Annotated in this window: 18 protein-coding genes, 1 tRNA gene, 3 rRNA genes, 1 pseudogene and 1 riboswitch; of the genes and pseudogenes, 2 read left to right on the top strand and 21 right to left on the bottom strand. The window is 45.2% G+C overall.

Annotation, left to right across the window (positions count from 1 at the left end; translation table 11 throughout):
• Positions 1-74: 74 nt before the first annotated feature.
• Genes BLHYD_RS05680 through BLHYD_RS05665 form a run of 4 tightly spaced genes read right to left on the bottom strand, consistent with a single transcriptional unit; the run spans position 75 to position 4,641 of the window.
• Positions 75-1,118 carry a 2-hydroxyacid dehydrogenase gene (locus tag BLHYD_RS05680; RefSeq protein ID WP_005944563.1) on the bottom strand — a complete coding sequence of 348 codons (1,044 nt, stop codon included), beginning with the start codon at positions 1,116-1,118 and terminating at the stop codon, positions 75-77.
• A gap of 11 nt (positions 1,119-1,129) precedes the next feature.
• On the bottom strand, positions 1,130-2,113 hold the full coding sequence (locus tag BLHYD_RS05675) for an ABC transporter permease (protein ID WP_196795151.1): 984 nt from the start codon (positions 2,111-2,113) through the stop codon (positions 1,130-1,132).
• Between the two features lie 14 nt (positions 2,114-2,127).
• Entirely contained in the window at positions 2,128-3,624 is a 1,497-nt protein-coding gene (locus tag BLHYD_RS05670) for a sugar ABC transporter ATP-binding protein (RefSeq protein ID WP_005944559.1), read from the bottom strand.
• A gap of 24 nt (positions 3,625-3,648) precedes the next feature.
• Positions 3,649-4,641 (bottom strand): sugar ABC transporter substrate-binding protein, encoded by a 993-nt coding sequence (locus BLHYD_RS05665; protein ID WP_040350239.1) that lies wholly within the window; start codon positions 4,639-4,641, stop codon positions 3,649-3,651.
• 737 nt (positions 4,642-5,378) lie between these two features.
• On the opposite strand from BLHYD_RS05665, the gene BLHYD_RS05660 reads away from it, so the two are divergent.
• Together BLHYD_RS05660 and BLHYD_RS17575 are read left to right on the top strand one after the other, a co-directional pair.
• Positions 5,379-5,693 carry a DUF6442 family protein gene (locus BLHYD_RS05660; RefSeq protein ID WP_040350238.1) on the top strand — a complete coding sequence of 105 codons (315 nt, stop codon included), beginning with the start codon at positions 5,379-5,381 and terminating at the stop codon, positions 5,691-5,693.
• 85 nt (positions 5,694-5,778) lie between these two features.
• Positions 5,779-6,048: pseudogene (locus BLHYD_RS17575) on the top strand (IS256 family transposase); the annotation flags it as partial.
• 373 nt (positions 6,049-6,421) lie between these two features.
• Here BLHYD_RS17575 and BLHYD_RS05650 read toward each other — a convergent pair.
• The 17 genes from BLHYD_RS05650 to BLHYD_RS05570 all read right to left on the bottom strand — a co-directional run bounded on the left by BLHYD_RS05650 (position 6,422) and on the right by BLHYD_RS05570 (position 26,219).
• Positions 6,422-6,492 (bottom strand) — tRNA-Trp (locus tag BLHYD_RS05650).
• A 178-nt stretch (positions 6,493-6,670) separates the two neighbouring features.
• Positions 6,671-9,555 (bottom strand): 23S ribosomal RNA (locus BLHYD_RS05645).
• Positions 9,556-9,890: 335 nt separating this feature from the next.
• Positions 9,891-10,008 (bottom strand): 5S ribosomal RNA (rrf, locus tag BLHYD_RS05640).
• A 142-nt stretch (positions 10,009-10,150) separates the two neighbouring features.
• A 16S ribosomal RNA gene (locus BLHYD_RS05635) occupies positions 10,151-11,684 on the bottom strand.
• The 16S, 23S and 5S rRNA genes sit together here with 1 tRNA gene alongside, the layout of an rRNA operon.
• A gap of 163 nt (positions 11,685-11,847) precedes the next feature.
• A complete protein-coding gene (locus tag BLHYD_RS05630) occupies positions 11,848-12,093 on the bottom strand; it encodes a hypothetical protein (protein ID WP_322141404.1) in 246 nt (81 codons plus the stop codon).
• 253 nt (positions 12,094-12,346) lie between these two features.
• Entirely contained in the window at positions 12,347-13,720 is a 1,374-nt protein-coding gene (gene radA / locus BLHYD_RS05625) for a DNA repair protein RadA (protein WP_005949844.1), read from the bottom strand.
• A gap of 58 nt (positions 13,721-13,778) precedes the next feature.
• Entirely contained in the window at positions 13,779-14,192 is a 414-nt protein-coding gene (locus BLHYD_RS05620; RefSeq protein ID WP_005949842.1) for a hypothetical protein, read from the bottom strand.
• A 396-nt stretch (positions 14,193-14,588) separates the two neighbouring features.
• A complete protein-coding gene (locus BLHYD_RS05615) occupies positions 14,589-14,867 on the bottom strand; it encodes an acylphosphatase (RefSeq protein ID WP_005949838.1) in 279 nt (92 codons plus the stop codon).
• Positions 14,864-17,347: an ATP-dependent Clp protease ATP-binding subunit gene (locus BLHYD_RS05610; protein ID WP_005949836.1), complete on the bottom strand. Its 2,484-nt coding sequence runs from the start codon at positions 17,345-17,347 to the stop codon at positions 14,864-14,866. The genes BLHYD_RS05615 and BLHYD_RS05610 overlap by 4 nt, the downstream gene beginning before the upstream one ends.
• 24 nt (positions 17,348-17,371) lie before the next feature.
• Complete coding sequence (locus BLHYD_RS05605) at positions 17,372-17,740, bottom strand: GntR family transcriptional regulator (RefSeq protein WP_005949834.1); 369 nt, start codon at positions 17,738-17,740, stop codon at positions 17,372-17,374.
• A gap of 137 nt (positions 17,741-17,877) precedes the next feature.
• On the bottom strand, positions 17,878-18,675 hold the full coding sequence (locus BLHYD_RS05600; protein WP_005949832.1) for an SseB family protein: 798 nt from the start codon (positions 18,673-18,675) through the stop codon (positions 17,878-17,880).
• A 212-nt stretch (positions 18,676-18,887) separates the two neighbouring features.
• The gene (thiC, locus tag BLHYD_RS05595; protein WP_005949828.1) at positions 18,888-20,189 is read right to left on the bottom strand and encodes a phosphomethylpyrimidine synthase ThiC; all 1,302 of its coding nucleotides are present in this window, start codon (positions 20,187-20,189) and stop codon (positions 18,888-18,890) included.
• A gap of 142 nt (positions 20,190-20,331) precedes the next feature.
• Positions 20,332-20,441, bottom strand: a riboswitch (TPP riboswitch).
• Between the two features lie 145 nt (positions 20,442-20,586).
• Complete coding sequence (gene purD / locus BLHYD_RS05590) at positions 20,587-21,858, bottom strand: phosphoribosylamine--glycine ligase (RefSeq protein WP_005949824.1); 1,272 nt, start codon at positions 21,856-21,858, stop codon at positions 20,587-20,589.
• Positions 21,859-21,897: 39 nt separating this feature from the next.
• Positions 21,898-22,524 (bottom strand): phosphoribosylglycinamide formyltransferase, encoded by a 627-nt coding sequence (gene purN, locus BLHYD_RS05585; protein ID WP_005949822.1) that lies wholly within the window; start codon positions 22,522-22,524, stop codon positions 21,898-21,900.
• Positions 22,518-23,543 (bottom strand): phosphoribosylformylglycinamidine cyclo-ligase, encoded by a 1,026-nt coding sequence (gene purM, locus BLHYD_RS05580; protein WP_040350670.1) that lies wholly within the window; start codon positions 23,541-23,543, stop codon positions 22,518-22,520. Before purM ends, purN begins: the two co-directional genes overlap by 7 nt.
• Positions 23,544-23,570: 27 nt before the next feature.
• Entirely contained in the window at positions 23,571-24,077 is a 507-nt protein-coding gene (gene purE / locus BLHYD_RS05575; RefSeq protein ID WP_021845356.1) for a 5-(carboxyamino)imidazole ribonucleotide mutase, read from the bottom strand.
• A gap of 114 nt (positions 24,078-24,191) precedes the next feature.
• Positions 24,192-26,219 (bottom strand): aminopeptidase, encoded by a 2,028-nt coding sequence (locus BLHYD_RS05570; protein WP_005949815.1) that lies wholly within the window; start codon positions 26,217-26,219, stop codon positions 24,192-24,194.
• Positions 26,220-26,223: the final 4 nt, after the last annotated feature.

Genomic DNA, 26,223 nt, shown 5'->3' with positions numbered 1-26,223 from the left:
CTGGCGCATACCTATTGCCTCGTCCAATGTCTGTGCGTCTCGGCAAGCAAGCTTGCCAGACGCTGTCCGCGAGCTTATATAGTAAATTTCAAAGGTTCTCGCTTTAAAAACCGCTCAAATTCTGTCTTGATAATTTTCAGACTGTTCTTCAAAATATCATTGGTAATTCCTGCAGAATGCGGCATTAAGGTAACATTGTCCATGGAAAGCAGCGGTGAGTCCAACGGAAGCGGTTCTTTTTCATAGACATCCAGCCCTGCTCCTCGAATCTTTCCTGTCTGCAACGCCTGAATCAATGCCTTTTCGTCCACCAAGGCCGCCCTTGCTGTATTAATAAAAATAGCGTTGGGCTTCATCAAGGAAAACTCTCTTTCTCCAATCATATGTATGGTTTCCTTACACACCCGCGCGTGCATAGTAACTACATCCGCCTGCCGCAACAATTCGTCCAATTCCACCTGCTCCACGCCGTCTTCTTTCAAGATCTCGGGCGAAGTGATCGGCTCATATGCAATCACTTTAGAGCCAAAGCCTGCACAAAATCTTCTGGCTACGGTTCTGGCAATCCCACCATATCCCACAATCCCGATCACCAAATTGCTGATAGCGGCATGGGAAGCGTCGTTGTACTTCTCTTCTGTCCATTTACCATGATTCGCGATCAGGTTTCTTCTCACAATTCCACGGCATTCTGATAAAGTCAACGCAACAGTCATATCTGCGACCACTTCTGCTAACCTGGACGGTGCAAACGACACCTGAATTCCTCTTTTTTTAGCATAGTCTACGTTAATATTCTCACAGCCACTCCTTATCGTCGCGATGAACTTTAATTTTTTTCCCATCTCGATCACTGCGGAACTGACAGCTCCCCATTGAATCAGCAAGATGTCCGCGTCTTGAATCTTATCCAGAACCTCTTGATCCGGTTCCATCCATTCCGGGCCTTCTTTTTCCATTCTTTGTACATATTCTTCAAATGTATTCATCCGATATACATTGGTATCCTTTGCATACTCAATCTTCAAATCTCTTAAAGCTTCCAAATCCGATTCCGCACACATAGCCTGAAATTCTTCCGCTAAGTCTGGATAACGGTCAATAACCAAAACTTTCATCCTTCCACCACCTAGTTCGCCTTCTCTTTTTCGTGTGTAATCACCATTTTACGACTCTTTTCTCTCTTTTCACGCAGACAGTCAATGCTTACAACCACCAGCAGTACCAATCCCTTACACAACAGCTGTGTATAAGAGTCCACACCCTTTACACCCAGGCCATTGCTCAGCACTCCCATGACTAGGACGCCTTGTACAACCCCCAGCATCTTTCCTTTGCCTCCTGAGAAGGCAATTCCGCCAACTACACAGGCAGTGATGACATCCATCTCATATCCTTCTCCAGCAGCCGGCTGACCAGAGGCAATTCTCGACATCAGGACAATAGACGCCAAGCCCACAAACAAACCGTTTACCACATAAGAAAGAATCATAATTTTTTTGGAAGATAGCCCTGAAAGTCTAGTAGCTTCTTCATTAGAACCAACTGCATAAAAATACCGGCCAAGGTAAGTACGGTTCAAAATGAAAGCACCGATCAAGAAAATTACAATCATAATGATAATAGGCACTGGCACAATACCTGCAATATATCCCTGTCCGATAATTTTCATCCCTTCAGGCAAGCCGTAAATGGGAGAAGCACCGGTAAAGATATAAACTACACCCTGCAATACCTGCTGCATAGCCAGCGTACAAATCATCGCGGGCATTCCCGTTAGTACAATCGCCATTCCATTGAATGCAGAGATCGCAACTGCAATCAAAACGCCTATGATGCAGGCTGCCACACAGGGAACGCCGTTTACAATCATGAGTGCTGTGGCACAGCTGACCAAAAACAGCTGAGAACTAATAGAAAGATCCAAGCCTCCGGCAATCATAACCATAGCAAATCCTGTAGATAAAATTCCCAGCACAGCAATCTGCCTTAACAAACTCATTCCATTGTTGATGGTCATAAAACCCGGCGCTGAAACAGCGAAATATATGACTACGACGGCTAAGAGAATTAACACCGTAAATTTATTTAGAATTTTCTTTAACACATCCACTCCCGTTTTCCTCCTCATTCAATAGACGCATACTTCATAATGCTCTCCTGTGTAAAGGGCTCTTCACTTTTGTCAAAGCTGCCGGAAATTTTTCCTTCTCTGAGAACTAATATCCGGTCGGACATTCCCATAAGCTCTTCCATTTCGGAGGAAACCATAAGGATGCTAATTCCTTGCTCTGTGAGTTGATTCATCAAAAAATAGATTTCTTGTTTTGCTCCAACGTCAATTCCTCGTGTCGGTTCATCAAAGATTAATATTTTTGATTTTCCTGCCAGCCATTTCCCCACAACTACTTTTTGCTGATTTCCGCCGCTTAGATTTTTTACCAACTGATCTTCCGAAGGCGTTTTTATTCGAAGCTGTTCTACTTGCCGTTTCACTAATTTCTTCTCTTCATTTTTATTAATCAACGTTCTGCGTGATATTTTTTTATAGTTAGGCAATGTCAAATTTTCTTTAATCGAAAGCTCCAATACCACACCTTGCCGCTTCCGGTCTTCTGGAATTAAAACAATCCCATGTTTTACTGCTTCTTTTGGGCTGGAAATCCGAATTTCCTTCCCTTCCATATAGATCTTTCCTTTTACAACCGGATCGGCTCCAAAAATCAATCTGACAAGCTCCGTACGCCCTGCGCCCACCAGTCCTGCCAAGCCTAAAATCTCACCCTTTCGCAGTGTAAAATTAATGTCTTCCAGCCCATTTCCATACAGATGCTCTACCCTCAAAATCTCCTCCTGAGGTTTTTTCGTGCGTTCCGGATAAGTTTCTTTCAAAGTTCTCCCCACCATCAGATTAATCAAGGTCTCTCTATCCAGATTTTTTGTGTATTCCGTCATTACTTTTTCTCCATCCCGCATGATCGTAATACGGTCTGTCAACTCAAAGATTTCGCTGATTCTATGGGAAATGTAAATAATAGTTACTCCTTTTTCCTTCAATTTCCTTATTAACCGAAACAAAAGCTCCACTTCCACTTGCGTCAATGGTGCAGTTGGCTCATCCATAATCAAAATCTTTACATCCTGGCTCACTGCCTTAGCAATTTCTACCAACTGCATCTGAGCAACTGTCAGATTTTCCACTAACGCATCCGGATCGATCTTTATCCCAATTTCTTGAAAAAGTTCCCAGGTCCTCTTCTTCATTTCTGAAAACTTTACTGTCCATCCATTTCCCATAAATCTCCCCATAAAAATGTTCTCTGTTACGGACAACGTAGGAATGAGATTTAGTTCCTGATGGATAATCCGAAGTCCTTTCTCTTGCGCTTGATGCGGGGTAATTTTTCGAAACTCATCACTTCCAATATAAAATATCCCTTCATCTGGTTCTATCACCCCTGAAATTGCTTTCATCAGAGTAGATTTTCCTGCTCCATTTTCTCCCATCAGTCCGTGGACTTCTCCTGCATAAAAATCGACGGAAATATCCTTCAAAGCGACAACCCCTGGATATGTTTTTATGATATGGCGTACTGACAAACTCACTTCGCTCTTTTTATCCATATACACTGTTCCCTCTTCTCTGCTTTACTTCAGCACTTCCTCCACATTTTCGATCGTCACTGGATTCATTGGAAAATAATTGATTTTCTCATAATCAGAGTCTTCTCCAAGAACATCTTTCTGCGCACACTCAACCATGTTCTCTCCGACCTTATTTAACTCTAAATCTACAACACATTTAAAAATACCACCCTCTGCTACGTATTCTTTTGACTTTTGGGTTCCATCACAGGAAAATAAGCCGATGTTTTCAGAAGTCGTAAGTCCTGCCTGTGCAAAAGCTTCATACACTCCATGCATCGTATCATCGTTAATAGAGACTACCATATTCATGTCTGGATATGCCTGCAAGAAATTTTCGCCTGCCTCCTGCCCTGCCAAAGCAGTGGTACCAGCGCCAGTTATGACAATCTCACCTTCCGGCAGAAGCTCTTCTAAGGCATTGCGGATTCCTGTCTCCCGTTCTGTCAAGAATTCTGAGGAAGGTTCATTTACCAGTCCAATAACCGGTGTCATTCCTTTGCTGACCAGATTCTCTTTTGCCCAGTTTGCAGCCTGTTCTCCAATCTTATATCCCAATTCTTCATTCGACGCCATGAAGCAGTTGGAATAGTCACAGTTTGGTTCCGTATCAAAAACCAGTACCTGAATTCCAGCATCATAAGCTTTCTGCATTGCCTCAGCTCCATCATTCGCATTCATAGGATGTACGATCAATGCATCCACATCACTGGCCATATAATTTTCTATCCCGGTAATCATTTCCTGTACGTCCATTTCATAGTACATCAAAGTTGCATCTATTCCTAACTCATCCGCTTTGTCTAGCATTGCATTACCCATATCACTGATTACCTGAGTAGACGCCTGATTCAGCAAAATTCCTACCTTCACCTGGTCATCATCTTTTTTTGTCTCTGCCTTTTCATTCTCAACCAACTTGCTTTCTGTGCTGCATGCACACATGGAAATCGCCATAACCGCAATCAATAAACACGATACTATTCTTTTTTTCATTCTTCTTTTCTCCTTTATTTTCATATTTTTGTTCAAGCTTGAATTTAATTTTATTATACTTTTATTTCAAGTCAAAACAATGTGACTGATTTTATAAAAAGTGGACTTTTATTGACACATCATAATTCTGGCTTTTTACTCTTATCTTTACTGTTTGGCCTGATTTTATAAGCAGCATAAAAATACTCCTCAATCCGGGTAATTTAAAAGGACAGCCTTCCGACTGTCCCGCGCTTTTCCTGTATTCAGCTATTTCCCTTCTGGTTCTGAGAGCTCTCCGCAGACCAATTGCATCAGATCATGATTCGCTCTGATATTTGTTATCTCAAAATAGTTCAGGCTTTGATCCAGCCTGGGAAACTCCCGGCTCGTGCTTTACTTCTCCCCTGACTATTAAGCTACTCTTGATCTCCTCGTATAATAGTAGAAAACATCTTCCACTGCATAATCTTCCCCATTTTCTTTTAAATTAGAATTGCTATACAGTTATGATTAATGTAGAATTGTCTTAATCCTATTATTCGTGTGCGAACATTGTAAAAAGTTTTTCCGGTGGGAAGCCCTCATTAACGCTCCGCTAAGGATGCGCACTTACGAGAGGTAGCTGCGGCAGGCGGCTGTGCTCAGCGTGCAAAGTGAGCTGTGTGCTTCAAGTAATTATTCACTGGATGAAACTTTATAATTATTAACTTGTAGTCCTTGTTGACTACTCCATTATCATGATGGGAGGTATAGCGATGAATAAAGAAAAAGCTCTGAAAAAAGTACAAAGGCGAAAAACCAATCAAATGGATGAAATGGGATTAGAGATATTTCTAGAAAGCGGTTATGGAACAATTGCAGGGGCTGTTATTTGTCTTGTTTTAATCTGTATAAAAGCTTTTTATAACCAACCAATTCAAGATGTTTTTTCCGTATATTGTTTCATTTTTTGCGGGCAGAACATGTATAAATGGCTTCACCAAAAAGAAAAACTTGCTCTATTTTCTGGAATTATATGGGGACTTGTAGCTATATTTTTGTTTATTGTATATATTTCAAAAATATCATAAAAAGGCGGTGTGAAACTTTTTCTGTAAATATGTAACTGAGAGGTTCTTCTATGATAAAATCTAATTCATAGGAGGGCCTTTTATTATGGCAAAACAAAAGAAACCTATACATCGGGTACAAATGACAGAAGGAAAACGTAACATTATCCATCAACTCCTGGAAGAATACGATATTCAGACAGCCGAAGATATTCGGGATGCTCTGAAGGATCTTCTGGGTGGAACCATCAAAGAAATGATGGAAGCAGAAATGGATGAGCACCTTGGATATCCACAAATTGATTCAAAACATTTAAGATGTTCTACATATCTATCTGGTGCTGAATACAAACGTTCAAATTTTTCATCGTCCACAAAGAAATTCATATTCAATCGTTTATGTCCCTTCAATTATCTCGATAAACTTTCGGAAAAATCTACGGTGTTAGATCGTACGGTTTGCACCGCTGGAAGTATTTGATACCCCATTCTTGTCAATTCTGCTCCATAAATTAGAAACTCTTTCATCACATCGTTTACTGTAAAATATCTCGTATATCGTTCAACCATAGAAAATCCTCCTATAATGCAAAAAATCACCGCAAAATTCCTTTGCGATGTCATATGTTCAGGATTTCCTCCTCGTATATAATTTTATCGAATATGTGTTCTGATACCTTTTGCCTTTTTCCAAAAAATAAAAACCTAAAAAACGTTGATTTTACGCGGTTTTCCAGGCTTTTAAATAACAGGGGATGAGAGAATCGAACTCCCGCTAAGAGTTTTGGAGACTCCTGTCATACCATTTGACCAATCCCCTATAGATGCAACATATTATTTATACCACACTGCATTCCATTTGTCAATCCAAATCGACTGCATCTTAAAAAATAAAGTGACCATACAGTCACTTATCTAAAAGGCATTGCACCTTCAAAACTGCATACATGATTCCTTGGAAATCTGGCTGCCAGAAGCCTTCTCTTCCTCTCCTGGCTATTGGTCAAGCCCTCGACCGATTAGTAGCAGTCAGCTCCATACGTTACCGCACTTCCACCTCTGCCCTATCTACCTCGTCGTCTTCAAGGGGTCTTACTTCCTAAGAATGGGATATCTCATCTCGAGGGGGGCTTCACGCTTAGATGCCTTCAGCGTTTATCCCTTCCCGGCTTGGCTACTCTGCCATGCTCTTGGTAGAACAACAGATACACCAGCGGCCAGTCCATCCCGGTCCTCTCGTACTAAGGACAGCTCCTCTCAAATATCCTACGCCCACGCCGGATAGGGACCGAACTGTCTCACGACGTTCTGAACCCAGCTCGCGTACCGCTTTAATGGGCGAACAGCCCAACCCTTGGGACCTACTACAGCCCCAGGATGCGATGAGCCGACATCGAGGTGCCAAACCACTCCGTCGATGTGAACTCTTGGGAGTGATAAGCCTGTTATCCCCAGGGTAGCTTTTATCCGTTGAGCGATGGCATTCCCACTTAATACCACCGGATCACTAAGTCCTACTTTCGTACCTGCTCCACCCGTCGGTGTCGCAGTCAAGCTCCCTTCTGCCTTTGCACTCTTCGAATGGTTTCCGTCCATTCTGAGGGAACCTTTGAGCGCCTCCGATACCCTTTCGGAGGCGACCGCCCCAGTCAAACTCCCCACCTGACATTGTCCCCCAGCCGGGTCACGGCTGCTGGTTAGAAACCCAATACCGCAAGGGTGGTATCCCAACGCCGACTCCGTGAAAACTGGCGTCCTCACTTCTTCGTCTCCCACCTATCCTGTACATGCAATACCGAATCCCAGTATCAAGCTGGAGTAAAGCTCCATGGGGTCTTTCCGTCCTGGCGCAGGTAACCAGCATCTTCACTGGTACTTCAATTTCACCGGATGCATTGTCGAGACAGCGCTCAAATCATTACGCCTTTCGTGCGGGTCGGAACTTACCCGACAAGGAATTTCGCTACCTTAGGACCGTTATAGTTACGGCCGCCGTTTACTGGGGCTTCAATTCAGAGCTTCGTTTCCTGACTCCTCCTCTTAACCTTCCAGCACCGGGCAGGCGTCAGCCCATATACCTCACCTTTCGGTTTTGCATAGACCTGTGTTTTTGCTAAACAGTTGCTTGAGCCTATTCTCTGCGGCCACATCTTCTGTGGCACCCCTTCTCCCGAAGTTACGGGGTCATTTTGCCGAGTTCCTTGACAATGCTTCTTCCGTCGGCCTTAGGATTCTCTCCTCATCCACCTGTGTCGGTTTCCGGTACGGGTACTGTATAAACAATAGCGGCTTTTCTTGACACATGGCTTACGCTCTTCGCTACTAACTTTCGCTCCGCATCACGTCTTCCCATTGCCACGCGGATTTGCCTACGTGACTGGTACCTCGCTTGCACCGGGCTTCCCATTCCCGGCTCGCACTCACCACATATGTCCCCACAGTTCTGTTACACAGCAGTGCAGGAATCTCCACCTGCTGTCCATCGACTACGACTTTCGTCCTCGCCTTAGGCCCCGACTTACCCAGAGCAGATCAGCTTTACTCTGGAAACCTTGGATATTCGGCCATAAGGATTCTCACCTTATTCTCGCTACTCATTCCGGCATTCTCTCTTCCATGCAGTCCACAGCTCCTTCCGGTACTGCTTCGTCCCACATGCAATGCTCCTCTACCAATCTTTCGATTCCTCAGCTTCGGTGTCGTGTTTTAGCCCCGGACATTTTCGGCGCAGGACCTCTCGACTAGTGAGCTATTACGCACTCTTTGAATGTATGGCTGCTTCTAAGCCAACATCCTAGTTGTCTTCGAAATCCCACATCCTTTTCCACTTAACACGCACTTTGGGACCTTAGCTGGAGGTCTGGGCTCTTTCCCTTTTGACTGCCCAACTTATCTCGTGCAGTCTGACTCCCGATCATCAATTACACGGCATTCGGAGTTTGATATTCTTCGGTAAGCTTTGACGCCCCCTAGGAAATTCAGTGCTCTACCTCCGCAAATCTAAATCGAGGCTAGCCCTAAAGCTATTTCGAGGAGAACCAGCTATCTCCGGGTTCGATTGGAATTTCTCCCCTATCCACACCTCATCCCCACCCTTTTCAACGGATGTGGGTTCGGCCCTCCATTGCCTTTTACGGCAACTTCAGCCTGGACATGGATAGATCACCCGGTTTCGGGTCTACTCTTACTGACTTTGGCCCTATTAAGACTTGGTTTCCCTACGGCTCCAGACCTTTAAGTCCTTAACCTTGCCAGTAAGCGTAACTCGCCGGACCGTTCTACAAAAAGTACGCGGTTCACCACATAAGGGTGTTCCACAGCTTGTAAACACAGGGTTTCAGGTTCTCTTTCACTCCCCTCCCGGGGTTCTTTTCACCTTTCCTTCACAGTACTATCCGCTATCGGTCACTAAGTAGTATTTAGCCTTAGGGGGTGGTCCCCCTGATTTCCCGCAAGGTTCCACGTGTCTCGCGGTACTCTGGATCCTGCTCAGTCTCTTCGGTTTTCGTGTACGGGGCTTTCACCCTCTCTGGCCGGCTTTCCCAAAACCGTTCTTCTAACCTTAGAGAATCTTAAATGCAGTCCGTAACCCCAGTGTGCACGCACACTGGTTTAGGCTCCTCCCATTTCGCTCGCCGCTACTTTGGGAATCGAGTTTTCTTTCTTTTCCTCCGGGTACTTAGATGTTTCAGTTCCCCGGGTTCCCTTCCATACACTATGGATTCATGTATGGATGACAGAGGTCTTCTCTGCCGGGTTTCCCCATTCGGACATCCGCGGATCAAGGGATATTTGCTCCTCCCCGCGGCTTTTCGCAGCTTATCACGTCCTTCTTCGGCTCTTAGTGCCAAGGCATCCGCCCTGCGCTCTTTTTGCTTGACCATCTGCTGTTATAGCGTTAACAGCTTGGCCTTCTTTCCTCTTGATGATAACTTATCATCGATGTCTTCCTATCTTGCGCGTTACCTAAGTAAGTGCACCATTGAATGCGTCCCTACCAGGCAACACGGCGTTTTTCAAGGATTTATTTCTCATGTATGCAATTTTCAAGGTACAATCCTGACTGATGTTTTATCAGCCATGAAAACAGACAATCTCTTCTCTGCTTTCATCACTGGTAAAACCAGTTATTGGAACAGCATTTCCCTGCTGATGTAGGTTGCATGGTTCCGACCATGCCGTTTTATCTCAACAGCTTTCCACTGTTATTTTCTTTTAATCTGGCAGCCACCTACTCTCCCACACCGTCTCCAGTGCAGTACCCTCGGCCGTCTGGGTCTTAACCGTCGTGTTCGGGATGGGTACGGGTGTCTCCCCCAAACGCATCGCCGCCAGAAGCATTGAGTACTTAGTGAGGCGCTCCGCACCGAACTTAGTACGAAAGCTGTTCTTCGCACCCCTGTGCGCAAGAACTTCCTCCTCCCTTAATACCTCAACAGTAAAACACATGTCTCCTCTACTCCTTCTCTTTTCCTTAGAAAGGAGGTGATCCAGCCGCACCTTCCGATACGGCTACCTTGTTACGACTTCACCCCAGTTATCAGTCCCACCTTCGGCAGCTCCCTCCTTTCGGTTGGGTCACTGACTTCGGGCGTTACTGACTCCCATGGTGTGACGGGCGGTGTGTACAAGACCCGGGAACGTATTCACCGCGACATTCTGATTCGCGATTACTAGCGATTCCAGCTTCATGTAGTCGAGTTGCAGACTACAATCCGAACTGAGACGTTATTTTTGAGATTTGCTCCAGGTCACCCCTTCGCTTCCCTTTGTTTACGCCATTGTAGCACGTGTGTAGCCCAAATCATAAGGGGCATGATGATTTGACGTCATCCCCACCTTCCTCCAGGTTATCCCTGGCAGTCTCCCTAGAGTGCCCAGCTCTACCTGCTGGCTACTAAGAATAAGGGTTGCGCTCGTTGCGGGACTTAACCCAACATCTCACGACACGAGCTGACGACAACCATGCACCACCTGTCTCCTCTGTTCCGAAGAAAAGGGAACATTACTTCCCGGTCAGAGGGATGTCAAGATTTGGTAAGGTTCTTCGCGTTGCTTCGAATTAAACCACATGCTCCACCGCTTGTGCGGGTCCCCGTCAATTCCTTTGAGTTTCATTCTTGCGAACGTACTCCCCAGGTGGAATACTTATTGCGTTTGCTGCGGCACCGAATGGCTTTGCCACCCGACACCTAGTATTCATCGTTTACAGCGTGGACTACCAGGGTATCTAATCCTGTTTGCTCCCCACGCTTTCGAGCCTCAACGTCAGTTACCGTCCAGCAGGCCGCCTTCGCCACTGGTGTTCCTCCTAATATCTACGCATTTCACCGCTACACTAGGAATTCCGCTTGCCTCTCCGGCACTCAAGTCTGACAGTTTCCAATGCAGTCCACAGGTTGAGCCCATGCCTTTCACATCAGACTTGCCAAACCGTCTACGCTCCCTTTACACCCAGTAAATCCGGATAACGCTTGCCCCTTACGTATTACCGCGGCTGCTGGCACGTAATTAGCCGGGGCTTCTTAGTCAGGTACCGTCACTTTCTTCCCTGCTGATAGAAGTTTACATACCGAGATACTTCTTCCTTCACGCGGCGTCGCTGCATCAGGGTTTCCCCCATTGTGCAATATTCCCCACTGCTGCCTCCCGTAGGAGTTTGGGCCGTGTCTCAGTCCCAATGTGGCCGTTCACCCTCTCAGGCCGGCTATGGATCGTCGCCTTGGTGGGCCGTTACCTCACCAACTAGCTAATCCAACGCGGGTCCATCCTATACCACCTCAGTTTTTCACACCGCTTCATGCGAAGCTGTGCGCTTATGCGGTATTAGCAGTCATTTCTAACTGTTATCCCCCTGTATAGGGCAGGTTACCCACGCGTTACTCACCCGTCCGCCACTCAGTCAATAGAAAACTTCAACCGAAATCTCCGTTCTCTATCGCTTCGTTCGACTTGCATGTGTTAAGCACGCCGCCAGCGTTCATCCTGAGCCAGGATCAAACTCTCTGAATTAGTGTTTGATGTCTCAGGATAACCCTTGGCTATCCTAATTCCTCATTACTGCTTTTGGTTCGTTCAAACCGTTCTTGAATGTAAAGAATTTTCGAGTTCTATGTGTTTTACTGTTCAGTTATCAAGGTTCTTTGCTTCCCTCTCGCGAGTCAGCTTGATTATCTTACCAAACCGCTTTCTGTTTGTCAAGAACTTTTTTAACTTTTTTAAACTTTTTTGTCAGTTCCTGGCGCCTCGCTTGAAGCAGCTTTGTTATACTACCATGTCTTTCCCCTCCTGTCAAGAACTTTTTCAAGTTTTTTTGAATTTCTTCGACATGGCTTTGTCTCATTTCTGAGAACTTTGTCATATTACCATCTCTTTCAGAGATTGTCAAGCTGTTTTTTATATTTTTCTGAAATAATATCATTTTTCTAATTTCATCTATTTTTTGGAATAGTTGAAATTTTATATGTGTAACAAACAGCTTGTTTATTCTATCTCATCTTCTTGACTCTGTCAAGTTGTTTTTCGTTTGTTTTTCCTTTTCGACAAATGACGCTACACACTGACAGCACGCGCCTAACACAGACCGCAGACCTGTCTGCGCAAGTACGGTACCCACTTACCGGACTTATCACGCAGAAAAGCAGCTGCGAATCCGAGCTTATATGGCAAAACTGTTACACTTTTTCGCACACACACTGTATTGCCTCTCTCACAGTTTCCACGTAGAGCTTCTGAATCCCCTGGATTTTTTCCACCGACTTTTGACACACTTTAGGCAGAATCACCCTATCAAATCCCAGTTTTTTCGCCTCAGCCACCCTTTGCTCTGCCATGCTCACTGCACGGACTTCTCCACTCAGTCCAACCTCTCCAAATGCCAGAAGCCTGTCATCCACCACTACATCACGACTACTAGATGCGATGGCAAGACAAATTCCCAGGTCGATTGCAGGCTCATTCATCTTAATGCCTCCAGCGATATTTACATAGGCGTCACAAGTGGAAAGATGCAACCCCGCCCGTTTTTCCAGCACTGCCATCAATAGATTGACCCTGTTAAAATCGGTTCCTGCCGCCGTTCTCCTGGGAATTCCAAAATTACTTTGACATACCAGTGCCTGAACCTCGATCAAAATCGGCCTAGTTCCTTCCATAGAACACGCGACCACAGAGCCAGAAGCTCCTTGCGGTTTCCCATCCAGCAAAAACTGAGATGGATTTTTCACCTCTCCCAACCCTTCATTTCTCATCTCGAACACTCCAATTTCATTGGTAGAACCAAAACGATTCTTCACTGCACGCAGAATCCGGTAAGATGCATGGCGGTCTCCTTCAAAATAGAGCACAGTATCTACCATGTGTTCCAGAACTCTTGGACCTGCTACATTTCCTTCTTTTGTCACATGGCCCACGATAAAGATTGTCACACCTAGCCCCTTTGCCAGCTGCATCAACACGCTCGTGGACTCTCGGACCTGTGACACACTCCCTGGCGCCGAGGAAATATCCTCATCATACATTGTCTGAATAGAATCTATAATCGCCACTTTAGGTGTTTTCTTCTCGATCAGTTCACGGATTACGGTTAGATTTGTTTCACACAATAATTTTAGGGAATCTGTAAAAGTTCCAATCCTCATTGCACGCATTTTGATCTGTCTTAAAGATTCCTCTCCCGAGATATATAGTACTTCTGTCTCCTTTCCCGCCAGATTACGGCACATCTGTAACAACAGAGTGGATTTTCCTATTCCAGGGTCTCCTCCAACCAAGACCAAAGACCCCTGGACAATTCCGCCTCCCAAAACGCGGTCTAGCTCTCCCATGCCGCTACTCTTTCTTTCGTCCTCTGACAAATCTATCTCACTAAGTCCCTTGGGCTTCGCCAAGCCTTGACTCCTCTTTCCATTCTTTCCCGCCGACAACGGTGAAACTGTCTCCTCCACAAAAGTATTCCATTCATTGCAGCCTGGACACTGTCCCATCCATTTCGCTGATTCATAGCCACAATTCTGGCAAAAATATACGGTTTTTCTTGTTTTAGCCATCTTTTTCTCCCACTACAAAAGAGGCTGCAATTATTGGCAGCCTCTTTCTCTATGATTTTTATAATTTTACAATTTTCACAGCCACCTGCAGAGCATTCTCCAATTCAATGCTGAAAGAAAGCTTTCCTCCCAGATTGGTCTTCATCTTTCCAATGCTTTTTCCATCCAGGTAAATCTCATATTCCGCATCTGCTTCCAGCTCCACTGTAATCTGTGCATCTTCATTGCTCTCTACAGCGAACTGCATGCCTCCATTTTCCTGTGTCAAGTCAAAAACTGTGGTTCCCGGAACCGATTCGTATACAAACATTCCATTTCGCTCCAGCTTGGTGATCTCAGAAAATGTCTTCACCTTATACATATCTCCCCGGTGCTCGTAATCTGAAACCTTGGATTTCACACTCAACTCATAATTTCCAAAGCTGATGGTTCCATTTTCCTCTGTTCGTATCAATTCCTTCACTACTGACATTTTTATTGTCCTCCCTAAGACTCTATCTCATGTGATTTCACCGGCTCTTCAAGCGTCCATTTGACTTTTTGAGAACCTTTTATAACTATTCAGCTATAAGCGAAAATTCCGGCGCATATACGGCAGCTGCGAATCTGAGCTTACATGGCTGAACCGTTACAAACTTTCTGCGCATTCAACGCGGGTGTTTATTAAGTTTATTATATAATAAAACTTACTCTTTTTCCATAGTTTCTCTGCATAATTCAACTGTGAAGATAACCGTTCAGCCTTTTGGCTTCACTGTCACAAATGTATGCACACAGACTGCGATTCTCTCAGTCTGGCGCCTGCTGTCCTCGGGATCCCACTGCAAATGCAGCGTGACGCCTCGCGGGACAGTGTCAGGCTGAACTGTTACCCGTGAAGTACTTGAAAACCTCGTTCCTCTTTCAAGGGCAGCTGCTTTGCCTCTAAGTCCTCAATCTGGATATAACGTGCCTCATATATCTTTTTCAAAAACAGCCCTATTTCTTCCGAGGTCCCTTGAACCTCTGCCTCAACACTGCCGTCCCAGCAATTTCTCACCCAGCCAGTAAGTCCGATGGCCTCAGCAGAATGTCTAGCTACAAATCGAAAGCCGACTCCTTGGACTCTTCCTTTGAAAATAAGATGCTTGCGTATTTTCTGTCTCATTCTTCTTCCTTCTGTTCTTCCACCACAAAACAAACTTCTTTTTTCACCATACGCACATGTACCGTATCACCTTGCTGAATCCGGCCCTCCAAAATCTCATTAGCCATAGCATCCTCTATCTTTGTCTGAATCGCACGGCGCAAAGGCCTTGCGCCATATTTACTGTCAAATCCAGCCTCTGCCAAATGCTCTTTTACAGTATTGCTCACCTTCAAAGTGATTCCCATTGTATCTTTGCATCTCTTTTCCAAGTTTTTCAAAAGGATACTTACAATTTTCTTAATATGCTCTTTATTTAGTGAATGGAACACGATGATTTCATCGATGCGGTTTAAAAACTCCGGCTTAAACATCCTGCGCACTTCATCCATCACGGAAGATTTCATTCTCTCATAGTCTTGCTTCTCATCTTCCTGTGCCCCAAAGCCTAATTTTTTCGGCTCTACGATTACCTGAGCTCCCGCATTGGAAGTCATGATAATAATCGTCTGCTTAAAGTCTATTTTTCTACCCTGGGCATCTGTGATGTGTCCATCATCCAGCACCTGCAATAAAATATTAAAGACATCTGGATGGGCCTTTTCGATCTCGTCAAACAAAATCACACTGTACGGGTTGCGTCTTACTTTCTCCGAGAGCTGCCCTCCCTCATCATATCCCACATATCCTGGCGGTGAACCAATCAATTTAGACACGCTATGCTTTTCCATATATTCCGACATATCCACTCGTATCATCGCCTGTTCCGTGCCAAATACGGCTTCCGCCAAAGCCTTTGAAAGTTCCGTTTTTCCCACTCCTGTGGGTCCTAAAAACAGGAAGGAACCTATTGGACGAGCGGGGTCTTTCAATCCCACGCGTCCCCTTTTCACTGCCTGTGCCACTGCTGTGACGGCTTCCTCCTGACCAATCACCCGTCTGTGAAGCTCTTTTTCTAATCTAACTAACCTCCGGGATTCCTTCTCAGCTAGTTTTTTTACTGGTATCTTTGTCCAGCCTGAGACAATATCCGCCACAGAGTCCTCCGTTACAACTAACTTCTTTCGTTTTCCACGACGGTTTGCCCGCTCTTTCTCTTCACTGATCGTCTGACGTTTTCTCTCCTGAAGCTGCTGCACTTCTTTTGCTTTTTCTAAATCCCCGCGCTTTAAAGCCGCTTCTTTCTCTAACGTCAGATGCTGCACTTCTTTTTCCAGCGCAACCAATCTCTCCGGAGCCTGATACCCCGCGAGCTGCACTTTCGACGACGCCTCGTCAATGATGTCAATCGCCTTATCCGGAAGGAACCGATCATTGATATAGCGTACCGCCATCTTCACCGCGGCCTCCACCGCAGAGTCCTCAATCACAACTCCATGGTGATTTTCATAATAAGGCCGCAGTCCTTTTAAGATCTCCACAGTCTCAGTCTCTGAAGGCTCCTCCACTGTCACCGGCTGGAATCTGCGTTCCAACGCAGCGTCCTTTTCAATGTGTTTTCTGTACTCTTCTATCGTAGTCGCGCCAATCAGTTGGATTTCCCCTCTAGACAAAGAAGGCTTTAAGATATTAGAAGCATCCAGTGCCCCTTCTGCTCCTCCAGCCCCAATGATCGTGTGCAATTCATCAATAAACAGAAGAATTCCTCTGTGCTCTGTGACTTCTTTTACCACATTTTTTATGCGCTCTTCAAATTCACCTCGGTACTTCGTACCGGCCACCATACTGGACAAATCCAAAACCACCAGTCGTTTGTCCTTCATGGACTCTGGCACTAACCCCCAGACAATTCTCTGGGCCAACCCTTCCACGATGGCCGTCTTCCCCACACCTGGTTCTCCCACCAGACAAGGATTGTTTTTCGTCCGCCGACTCAAAATCTGTACTAATCTTGCAATCTCTTCTTCTCTTCCCACCACAGGGTCCAATTTCCCGCTGGCTGCCTGTTCCGTGAGGTCTCTGCTGTACTGATCTAGCGTCGGAGTAGCCACTGCGGCATTTTCCCTCGGTTTCATAAATTTGCCATTCTGAAGTTCTTCCTGCGTATATTGTTTATCCATCCCCGTCGCCGCCAAAACCGCAAGAAACATTTTCTGAATATTCACGCCCATCGTATACAGCAGACGAGTCGCTACACATTCCGTATCCTTCAGCATTGCGATCAGCAGATGCTCTGTTCCCACCTTCTGCGCCTGCACCGCATTTGCCTCATCTTCACTATTCTGCATCAGCCTTTTCGATCTGGGGGTGTAATCTGGTTCCAAATCGGTACACACGTTAGAAGGCGGTGCAATCAATTTACTGATTAACTCCTGAAGCTTTTCTGTCTCTACTCCAAACTCTTCTAAAATCATCTGTGCCGTAGAATTTTTCACCTTGCACAACGCCATCAAGATGTGTTCCGTGCCAACATAATTATTGTTCAAATCCCTCGCCACATGTGTTGAATATTTCAGAGCTGCCTTAGCTTGTTCTGTATAAATCTCAAAATTTTTTCGCATTGTCCTCTCCTCTAGTTAGCATTGTCACGAATACTCTTCAAAAATTTCATCAATCAGCTGATGAACTTCCTCCCTTGTGATATTCTTACAGCATCCTCTCGCTAAAAGAACCGTCAAATTCGCTTTCATTTCCTGAAGTGCCTTTATCTTATCCACGTCGATGTTCACCACTGCGCCTCTTCTACGGTCAATGGTCACAAACCCCTCTTGCCTCAGCACAGAATATGCTTTGTTCACCGTATGCATATTAATGCCAATGGTATCGGCTAGCTGCCGGACAGAAGGCAAAGGGTCCCCTTCTCTTAGCCTGGATGTGGCAATCCCCATGATGATCTGATTGGTCAGCTGCATATAGATTGCTTCATCACTATTAAAATCTATTTCTATCAGCATTCTCGCATTCCTTCTCTCTCGTAACTTTTGTTATATGCATAGTAGCACAAGAAGACCAGAAAATCAAGATTTTTTGATATTAATTTAGACAAATTAGGTGCATTTTCTCCGTCTATTTCGTCTACAACGACACACGGTCATTTCAGTTTTGCCATCCGGTTTAGCTGTTCTCGCTGAAGCATCAAATTGATTCCTGCCGGATTCAGCACATACCCTTTTGCCTGTTTTGCCAAAAGACCAGGCATTTTTTGAAAATCTACTTTTAGGAATCCCAGTTTTCTTTCTGCGGCAAACTTCTGAAACTCCATCACATCTGAAAAACACGGCTGATAGATGTCTCCTACTTTATTCTTGACAAAAGGAACATTGAATTTCCTCTCCTCGCCTTCTCCTTTTATATCCACAGCCAGAAGAAACTTAGACCGTATGATGTTTGCCACCAATTCTTCCTCCAAAGATCGGATATCCCCTTTCTCCTCTGGCGGTAGATTTCTACGCCACGCCTGCATAAAATATATTCCTGACAACTGCAAAGTAGGATTCAAAAGCGGCTTCTTCTCCTCAGGAATCTTTGAAAAATCTGCCTGGACTGCCACATCTTTCAGCTCAATTTTTCGTTCCTCATCTCCTTTTTTGTACAGGATCGCGTTGACACCGATTCCATAGAGATTCCCATAAAATCTATTGTACATGGACTTCTCCACCCTCGTGGCCTGCATCAGATTTTTTTGCTCCACCTGCGCTTTGACATACGCTTTTAGATCTTCCTCTCTCTCAAAGACAAGTATCTGATCGTCAAAATCTATCGGATCACACATCACATAAGGCATTCTTGTACTCACAGAGAAGGGTACGTAAAAGCAATCTGCAGTCTGTAAATTTTTAATGATACTTTCTCTCGTCATTTTTTTATCCTTTCTAACTGCTCCTATCATTCTATAACACCTCCCAGTATTGGAAGGTAAGCCTCGATTTGTACATTGTACCGTCTTTCTTCTGTTCTTGTCAATAAACCATCTGACAAAGCACCTGACTGATACTCCTTAATATACTTCTTTCCAAAAGCCTCCTTATAATACAGAAAAGGACTGCCTGAAGCAATCCTTTCCTTTCAATATCGACAACTCCCACAATATACTTTTATTGTCTAGTCCATAATATCCACATTTTCCCCGCGAAGTATTTTATTAATATTTCTCACCGCGCACATCTTTCCACACATGGTACAGGTATCCTCTCTCTCAGGAGTGGATTCCGCACGATAACGTCTGGCTTTTTCCTCATCAATCGCCAATTCGAACTGTCTGTCCCAATCCAGATTTCTCCTGGCCTCACTCATCTCGTAGTCCCAGTCACTGGCCCCTGGAAGACCTTTTGCCACATCCGCAGCATGGGCGGCGATTTTGGAGGCAATGATTCCTTCTTTCACATCTTCCAGATTTGGAAGTCTCAAATGCTCTGCTGGAGTTACATAGCACAAAAATGAAGCACCGTAAGTAGCCGCAATCGCTCCGCCGATCGCTGCGGTGATATGGTCATAGCCTGGCGCTACATCCGTCACCAGAGGTCCCAACACGTAAAAAGGAGCTCCCTTACAGATGGTCTGCTCAATCTCCATGTTAGCCCGAATCTGATTCAAAGGCATATGTCCTGGGCCTTCAATCATGATCTGCACATTTTTCTCCCAGGCCCTCATCGTCAGTTCTCCCAAAGTCACCAGCTCTTCGATCTGTGGAATGTCCCCTGCGTCTGCAATGCTTCCTGGACGACATGCATCTCCCAGGCTCAAAGTGACATCGTACTGCTGGCAGATGTCCAAGATCTCATCGTAATATTCATAAAATGGATTTTCATTTCCGGTCAGCTCCATCCAAGCAAAAATGATAGAACCGCCTCTGGATACAATATTTGTGTGACGTTTTGCCTTTTTAAAACGCTCCGCAGTAGCTTTATTGATTCCGCAGTGTATCGTCATAAAATCCACACCGTCCTCTGCGTGCATTTTGACAATGTCAATCCACTGGCGGGAAGTAATCGCTTTCAATGCCTTATTGTAATAGACCACAGCGTCATAGATTGGCACCGTTCCTAGGACTGCAGGGCACTCTGCTGTCAGTTTGCGGCGAAACACCTGTGTATCCCCGAAAGAACTCAAATCCATAATTGCCTCGGCTCCCATTTTCACCGCTTCCATCACTTTGGACATCTCCAAATCTAGATCTAGACAATCTTTGGAAGTTCCCAGATTCACATTGATCTTTGTCTTTAAAGCTCTGCCAATCCCATGGGGTTTCAGACATTTGTGATTCTTGTTGGCTGGAATCACCACCTGTCCTTTCGCCACCAAGTCCCGCAGCGCCTCCGTACTAATCTGTTCTTCTGCCGCGACTGCCTTCATTTCCTCTGTGATAATTCCCCGTTTTGCTGCATCCATCTGTGTCGTATACATACCTCTTCCTCCTTGTCATGGTTCCTGTAACTTTGAGTGCCTTTCGTCGTACAGGACATCCCAGAGGAAAGATCATATAGGAGATTCCAGAGACACCTCCTATAAAAAAATCCTCCTGGAATAATCCAAGAGGGTATGATAACAAAATCCTTTCATGACTCCCTACGCTGGCATTATCCAGATACAGGTTCTAGGGTTAAAAACTTCTCGCTTTTTCTCAGCCGATTCTCATCAGCACCCCTGTGTTTGTTTTATTATTATCATAATAAACGAATCGCCCTAAAAAGTCAAGTAAAAGAGACGGAGCGTTTCTGTTATGGGAAAGGCTGAATAGTATTTCCACTTCATCGCGCAACGCGCATTTCCGTGGAAACACTATCCAGCCTTGCTCTAAACTTTATGCCTCATCAATCGCTTTTCCGATATCGTGTCGCATATATTTATTTGCAAAAGATATCCATTCCGTGGCCTCATAAGCGTTTTTTCTGGCCTCCTTCAGATTGGCTCCTTTCGCAGTGATTCCCAGAACACGACCTCCATTTGTCACAATCTGTCCATCTTCCAGCTTTGTTCCCGCGTGGAAGCAGTAATATCCATCTTTGCCCTGGAAATTTTCAAAGCCAGTAATCGGAATCCCCTTCTCATATTTCACCGGATAGCCCTCCGATGCCAATACGACGCAGACTGCTGCATTGTCCTCAAACTGCAACTCAATCTCATCCAGCTTGCCGTCGATACAGGCCTCCATGACTTCTACGATATCATTTTTCATTCTCGGCAGCACTACCTGAGCCTCAGGATCTCCAAAACGGGCGTTGTATTCTAATACTTTTGGGCCTTGCTCTGTCAACATCAGACCAAAAAAGATAATTCCCGTAAACGGTCTTCCCTCTGCTCTCATCGCATCCACAGTAGGCTGATAAATATGCTTCTGGCAGTACTCGTCAATCTCCTTCGTATAAAACGGGCTGGGTGAAAACGTTCCCATTCCGCCAGTATTCAATCCCTGATCGCCATCCTTGGCACGTTTATGGTCCTGCGCCGATGTCATCGTCTTAATCGTAGTTCCATCCACATAAGATAATACTGAGACTTCCCGACCAGTCATAAACTCTTCAACGACCAAGGTGTTGCCGGCAGTGCCGAACTTCTTGTCCAACATGATCTCTTTTACGCCGTCTTTTGCCTCTTCCAAGCTATTGCAGATCAGAACTCCTTTTCCCAGAGCCAGTCCATCCGCTTTCAGAACAATGGGGAATTTCGCCTTCTCCAAGTACTCCAACGCCTTTTGGGGGTCCTCAAAATTCTCATAAGCAGCCGTGGGAATCTGATACTTTTTCATCAAATCCTTTGAGAATGCCTTTGAGCCTTCCAAAATTGCAGCATTCTTTCTCGGCCCAAACACACGCAGACCTTTTTCCTCAAATACATCCACAATTCCGCCCACCAGAGGGTCATCCATTCCCACAATCGTCAAATCCATCTGCTCTTCCTGAGCAAACTGTGCCAGTTTCTCAAACTCCATCGGGCCAATGGGCACACACTCCGCAACCGTCCCAATCCCCGCATTTCCCGGAGCACAGTAAATCTTATCCACCTTCGGACTCTTTGCTACACTGTATGCGATCGCGTGTTCTCTTCCGCCGCTTCCTACAATCAACACTTTCATCTGTATTTTTCTCCTCCTAGAACACCGTTTTCCCAATAATCACTGGGAAATCACAGCTTTTCCGTCATGAACTGTCACTTTTCCATTTGCGATCAGATCAATCGCCTGGGGCAGAATTACCCATTCTGCCTGCTCCATCACTCTTCGCTGAAGCGTCTCTGGTGTATCCCCCTGCAAAACTTCCACCGATTTTTGTAGAATAATCGGCCCAGTATCCGTACCGGCATCCACAAAATGAACCGTGGCCCCCGTCACTTTGACTCCACGCTGCAAAGCTCCTTCGTGTACTCTCAACCCATAATAACCAACCCCGCAAAAAGAGGGAATCAAAGACGGGTGTATATTGATAATACGGTTCGGAAACGCCTCCACCACACAGGGTGGAATTGCCACCAAATATCCTGCCAAAACCACTAAGTCTGCTTTACACTCTTTCAAAGCCTTCAAAAGCTCTTCATAAAAAGTCTCCCGGTTCGGAAAATCCTTCGGTGAAATGCATTGGCCAGCAATACCATATCTCTTAGCCCTTTCCAAGGCATAGGCATTTCGATTATTGCTGATCACCGCTTGTATCTTAGCATTGGTAATCTCTTTTTTTTCAATCGCATCTATGATCGCCTGAAGATTGGTCCCTCCGCCTGAAACTAAAACTGCAAGTTTCAACATAAGGTCACTCCCTTTTCTCCAGCTTCAATTTCTCCTACAATATAGGGCTGTTCACCGGCTTTTCGAATAGCCTCCAGCGTCTTGTCCACATCCTTGGCATCCACAGCCACAATCATCCCCAGTCCCATATTATAAGTATTGTACATCATCTTTTCCTCAATCTGGCCTGTCTTTGCCAGTAGCTTAAAGATCGGAGGAATCGGATAACTGTCTTTTTTAATTACCGCTCTGGTCCCTTCTCCTAACATACGAGGTACATTTTCATAGAAACCGCCGCCAGTGATATGGCTACACGCTCTGACACGGACACCAGACTCCTTAATACATCTCAGAGCTTTCACATAGATCTTCGTCGGTGCGATCAGTGCCTCTCCAAGAGTGCTCCCCAGTTCGTCGTAATAAGTATCCAACGACTCTTTCGTCATCTCAAAAACTTTGCGGACCAGAGAAAATCCATTACTATGAACACCGGAAGAAGCCATACCGATTAACACATCCCCTTCTTTCAGGTCTTTTCCTGTAATCAGATCTTTCTCATCGACAATTCCTACCGCAAAACCTGCCAAATCATATTCATCTTCCGGATAAAAACCGGGCATCTCTGCGGTCTCGCCACCAATCAAAGCCGCATCAGACTGCTCACAGCCTGTCGCGACACCTTTTACAATCTGGGCGATTTTCTCCGGGTAGTTTTTTCCGCAGGCAATGTAGTCCAAGAAAAACAATGGCTCTCCTCCCGCACAGGCAATATCATTTACACACATCGCCACACAGTCAATCCCCACCGTATCATGCTGGTCCATCAGAAAAGCCAGCTTTAGTTTCGTTCCTACTCCATCCGTACCAGACACCAAAGTAGGTTTTTCCATATCTTTAAATTTCCCCATGGAAAAAGCACCTGAAAATCCTCCGATATTTGTCAAAACCTCCGGTCTCATCGTCTTAGCAATATGCTCTTTCATAAGCTCCACTGATTTATAACCAGCTTCTATATCTACGCCCGCCTTCTTATAATCCATAATTTCCTCCGTATTTTCACCTGTCAATTATTTGGTATAGTTCTTATATCCCACTTCTTGTAGTTTCTCATCTTTCGCTACAACCTGGTCTTTCAAGGTCGCAGAATACTCTTTCAGTCTATCTAAAAGTTCTGGATCAGAAGTTGCCAGTATTTTTGCCGCCAAAAGTCCCGCATTTGCACCACCGTTGATAGCCACTGTTGCCACTGGAATTCCCGATGGCATCTGTACAATGGAGTATAAAGAATCTCTGCCTCCCAATGAGGTGGTGTGCATAGGAATACCAATCACCGGCATCGGAAAGATTGCCGCGCACATACCTGGAAGATGTGCCGCCATACCTGCTCCTGCGATAATCACTTTGAATCCTTTTTCTTCCGCGGTCTTTGCGTACTCAAAAAATACGTCCGGTTCTCTGTGAGCAGAGATAATTTTCATCTCAAACTCAATTCCCAATTGTTCCAGAATATCTGCCGCCTTACTCATTACGGGCATATCCGAATCGCTGCCCATCACAATACCTACTTTTGCCATGGTTTCCTCTCCTTTATGTGAATTCATAGTTCTATTGATATCAGTCTCCCACAATTTTACTAAGATTCCCCATTCCTGTCAACGCAGAAATCAGGTTTTCCCGCCTTTCCTCTATCAACGAATGTCTTCTAATGGCCGGTTCAGCTCCTGGGTTCCTGGGAGCACAAAGCGACCATCCTCTATGATGGAGACCATTTCTCCATCCTCGTCAATCACCCGAATACTTTGCAGTTCTTCATAAGGAATCGTGATATCTGTGTGACAATTATAATAGGCCATGCTTAAATCCTCTTTTCGCAAAGCTGAGATCTCATTGTCCCGGGCAATGATTTCTTTTCCATCCGGGTTATAAACCGGAATATCTTCCGCCCAGGTATAACAGGTATCTCCCACCGCGAAATGCGGACCCATCTTTTCCGCAATCAAGATCGGCAGTTTATCGTGAATTCCATATTTTTTCGCCACAGCATAGGCAGTCGTGTTCGTGCCGATCGCAAACTCTCCCATGGGAATTTTTCTGTGGTGATGCAATATGTTATCTTCAATGTACCTGCGGTTTTCTTCCTCTGACTCAAAATTCTTGCAGTCATAGTCGATCACCTGTCCGCAATCAAACACTAATTTTAAATCCTTAAACAGCAGCCCATTCAGATAAACCTGACTGACATGCAAAACTCCTCCTGTGCCCGCCAGAACCGGAGAAGTGAAGACCTCCCCAACAGGTATATTGCAGTCGGCCACACAGTTCTCAAAATTCGTCTGTCTCTCTGGTTCCTGCAACGTGTGCAGATGAATGAGAAGATCGGTCTCGTTCTCTCCCTTTCCCTTGACCTCCACCCACTCACAGGAATCCAGCGTGTCGATGATCGTCTGCTGTATACAGCTGTACTGCTTGGAGTCCAAATTATTGATCTTTACCGTCTCCTTGAAAATTTCCTGAAACTGTTCCCCAATCTGCGGTACCGGATAAGCGATGATTGTAAAGCTTCGCTCCTCCCCCTTGATATACCGATTTGTGATCTGAGCACTCTCATTGTCCATGGAAACTTTTAACTTTCTTTGTTCCTCGCTGAGACAGCAAGCGCCTTCACTATTTTTAGGGGAAAATGGCATCTCTCCAAATACTTCAATCACCGCTGGCCCTGCATGCCCAGCTGCCAGCTCTCGATGGTTTTCATAGATGTTCTGCATTGCCCGCAGCTTTCTCTGTACGAAATCATGGTCTAAAAACAACGCTGCATCTTCCCTGTGATCGTACTCAAACTGCGGATTGGCATTTCCGCCTGAAAATCCATTTCTGTGAGCAGTAAGCTGTATTAAATGAGTCGCATACCGGTATACCGTAGGCTTCAAACCCATCTCCTGAAATTGCTGTACCGCTGAACGTACCATTCTCTCAAATCCCAGAGGATAACGAATATTTACCGTCTTCTTCACGGATAAATCCTTTCCCGTGTTCACAAACGCCATCCGATACCCCTCTGTATAGGTACGAGCCATCTTATCAATTTCTTCCTGGGAAAACGTATTCAAAAAACGGGCCACACCCAGTTCATTTTCTGTGATATACTCCCCGTACCGGTACAGATATCTCAAATCCTCTAAATCACTGTCCATGATCACACGGACGGCAAAATCTCTGGAAGGATCAACATTTTCCAAAATCCGCTCTTCTAAAAACTCCTGGCAATAATCACTCACATACCAATACCAGATCTGCCGTACCGCCTCAGGCTTCGGTAACTCTGTGTCACAAAAAGCCGTATAAATCTCAAGAAACAATTCCTGGCAAACAGTCAAATCCCAGATTTTTTCCTCATAGGCATACACGATAGCTCCCCGCAATTCCGCGTACACAGAACTTAAAACCTGCCCATAAGTTCCTAGCTTCTCCACCGCAAAAGCTGGATTTGCGTAAGATTGTCCATAATGTTCCGGAAACAGCTCTTCATAGAGTCTCCCATTAATCTTCTTCCATTCTTCTAGAGAATGCTCCTGCGTTTTTATTTCCAATTGTTCCGCAGCCATCTTTAAAAACTCTGCACTTTTTTGGAAATAATCTCGATACGGCTCTTGAATTCTCTCCTCTGTCCGAACTTCCTCAATTCGATCACGGGATAACTGAAAACGCTCTCTTAACATTTCT

This window comes from Blautia hydrogenotrophica DSM 10507 (genome assembly GCF_034356035.1).
Lineage (GTDB): Bacteria > Bacillota > Clostridia > Lachnospirales > Lachnospiraceae > Blautia_A > Blautia_A hydrogenotrophica.
The sequence above is the reverse complement of the archived record's forward strand: the minus strand, read 5'-3'. Positions and strand labels throughout refer to the sequence as shown.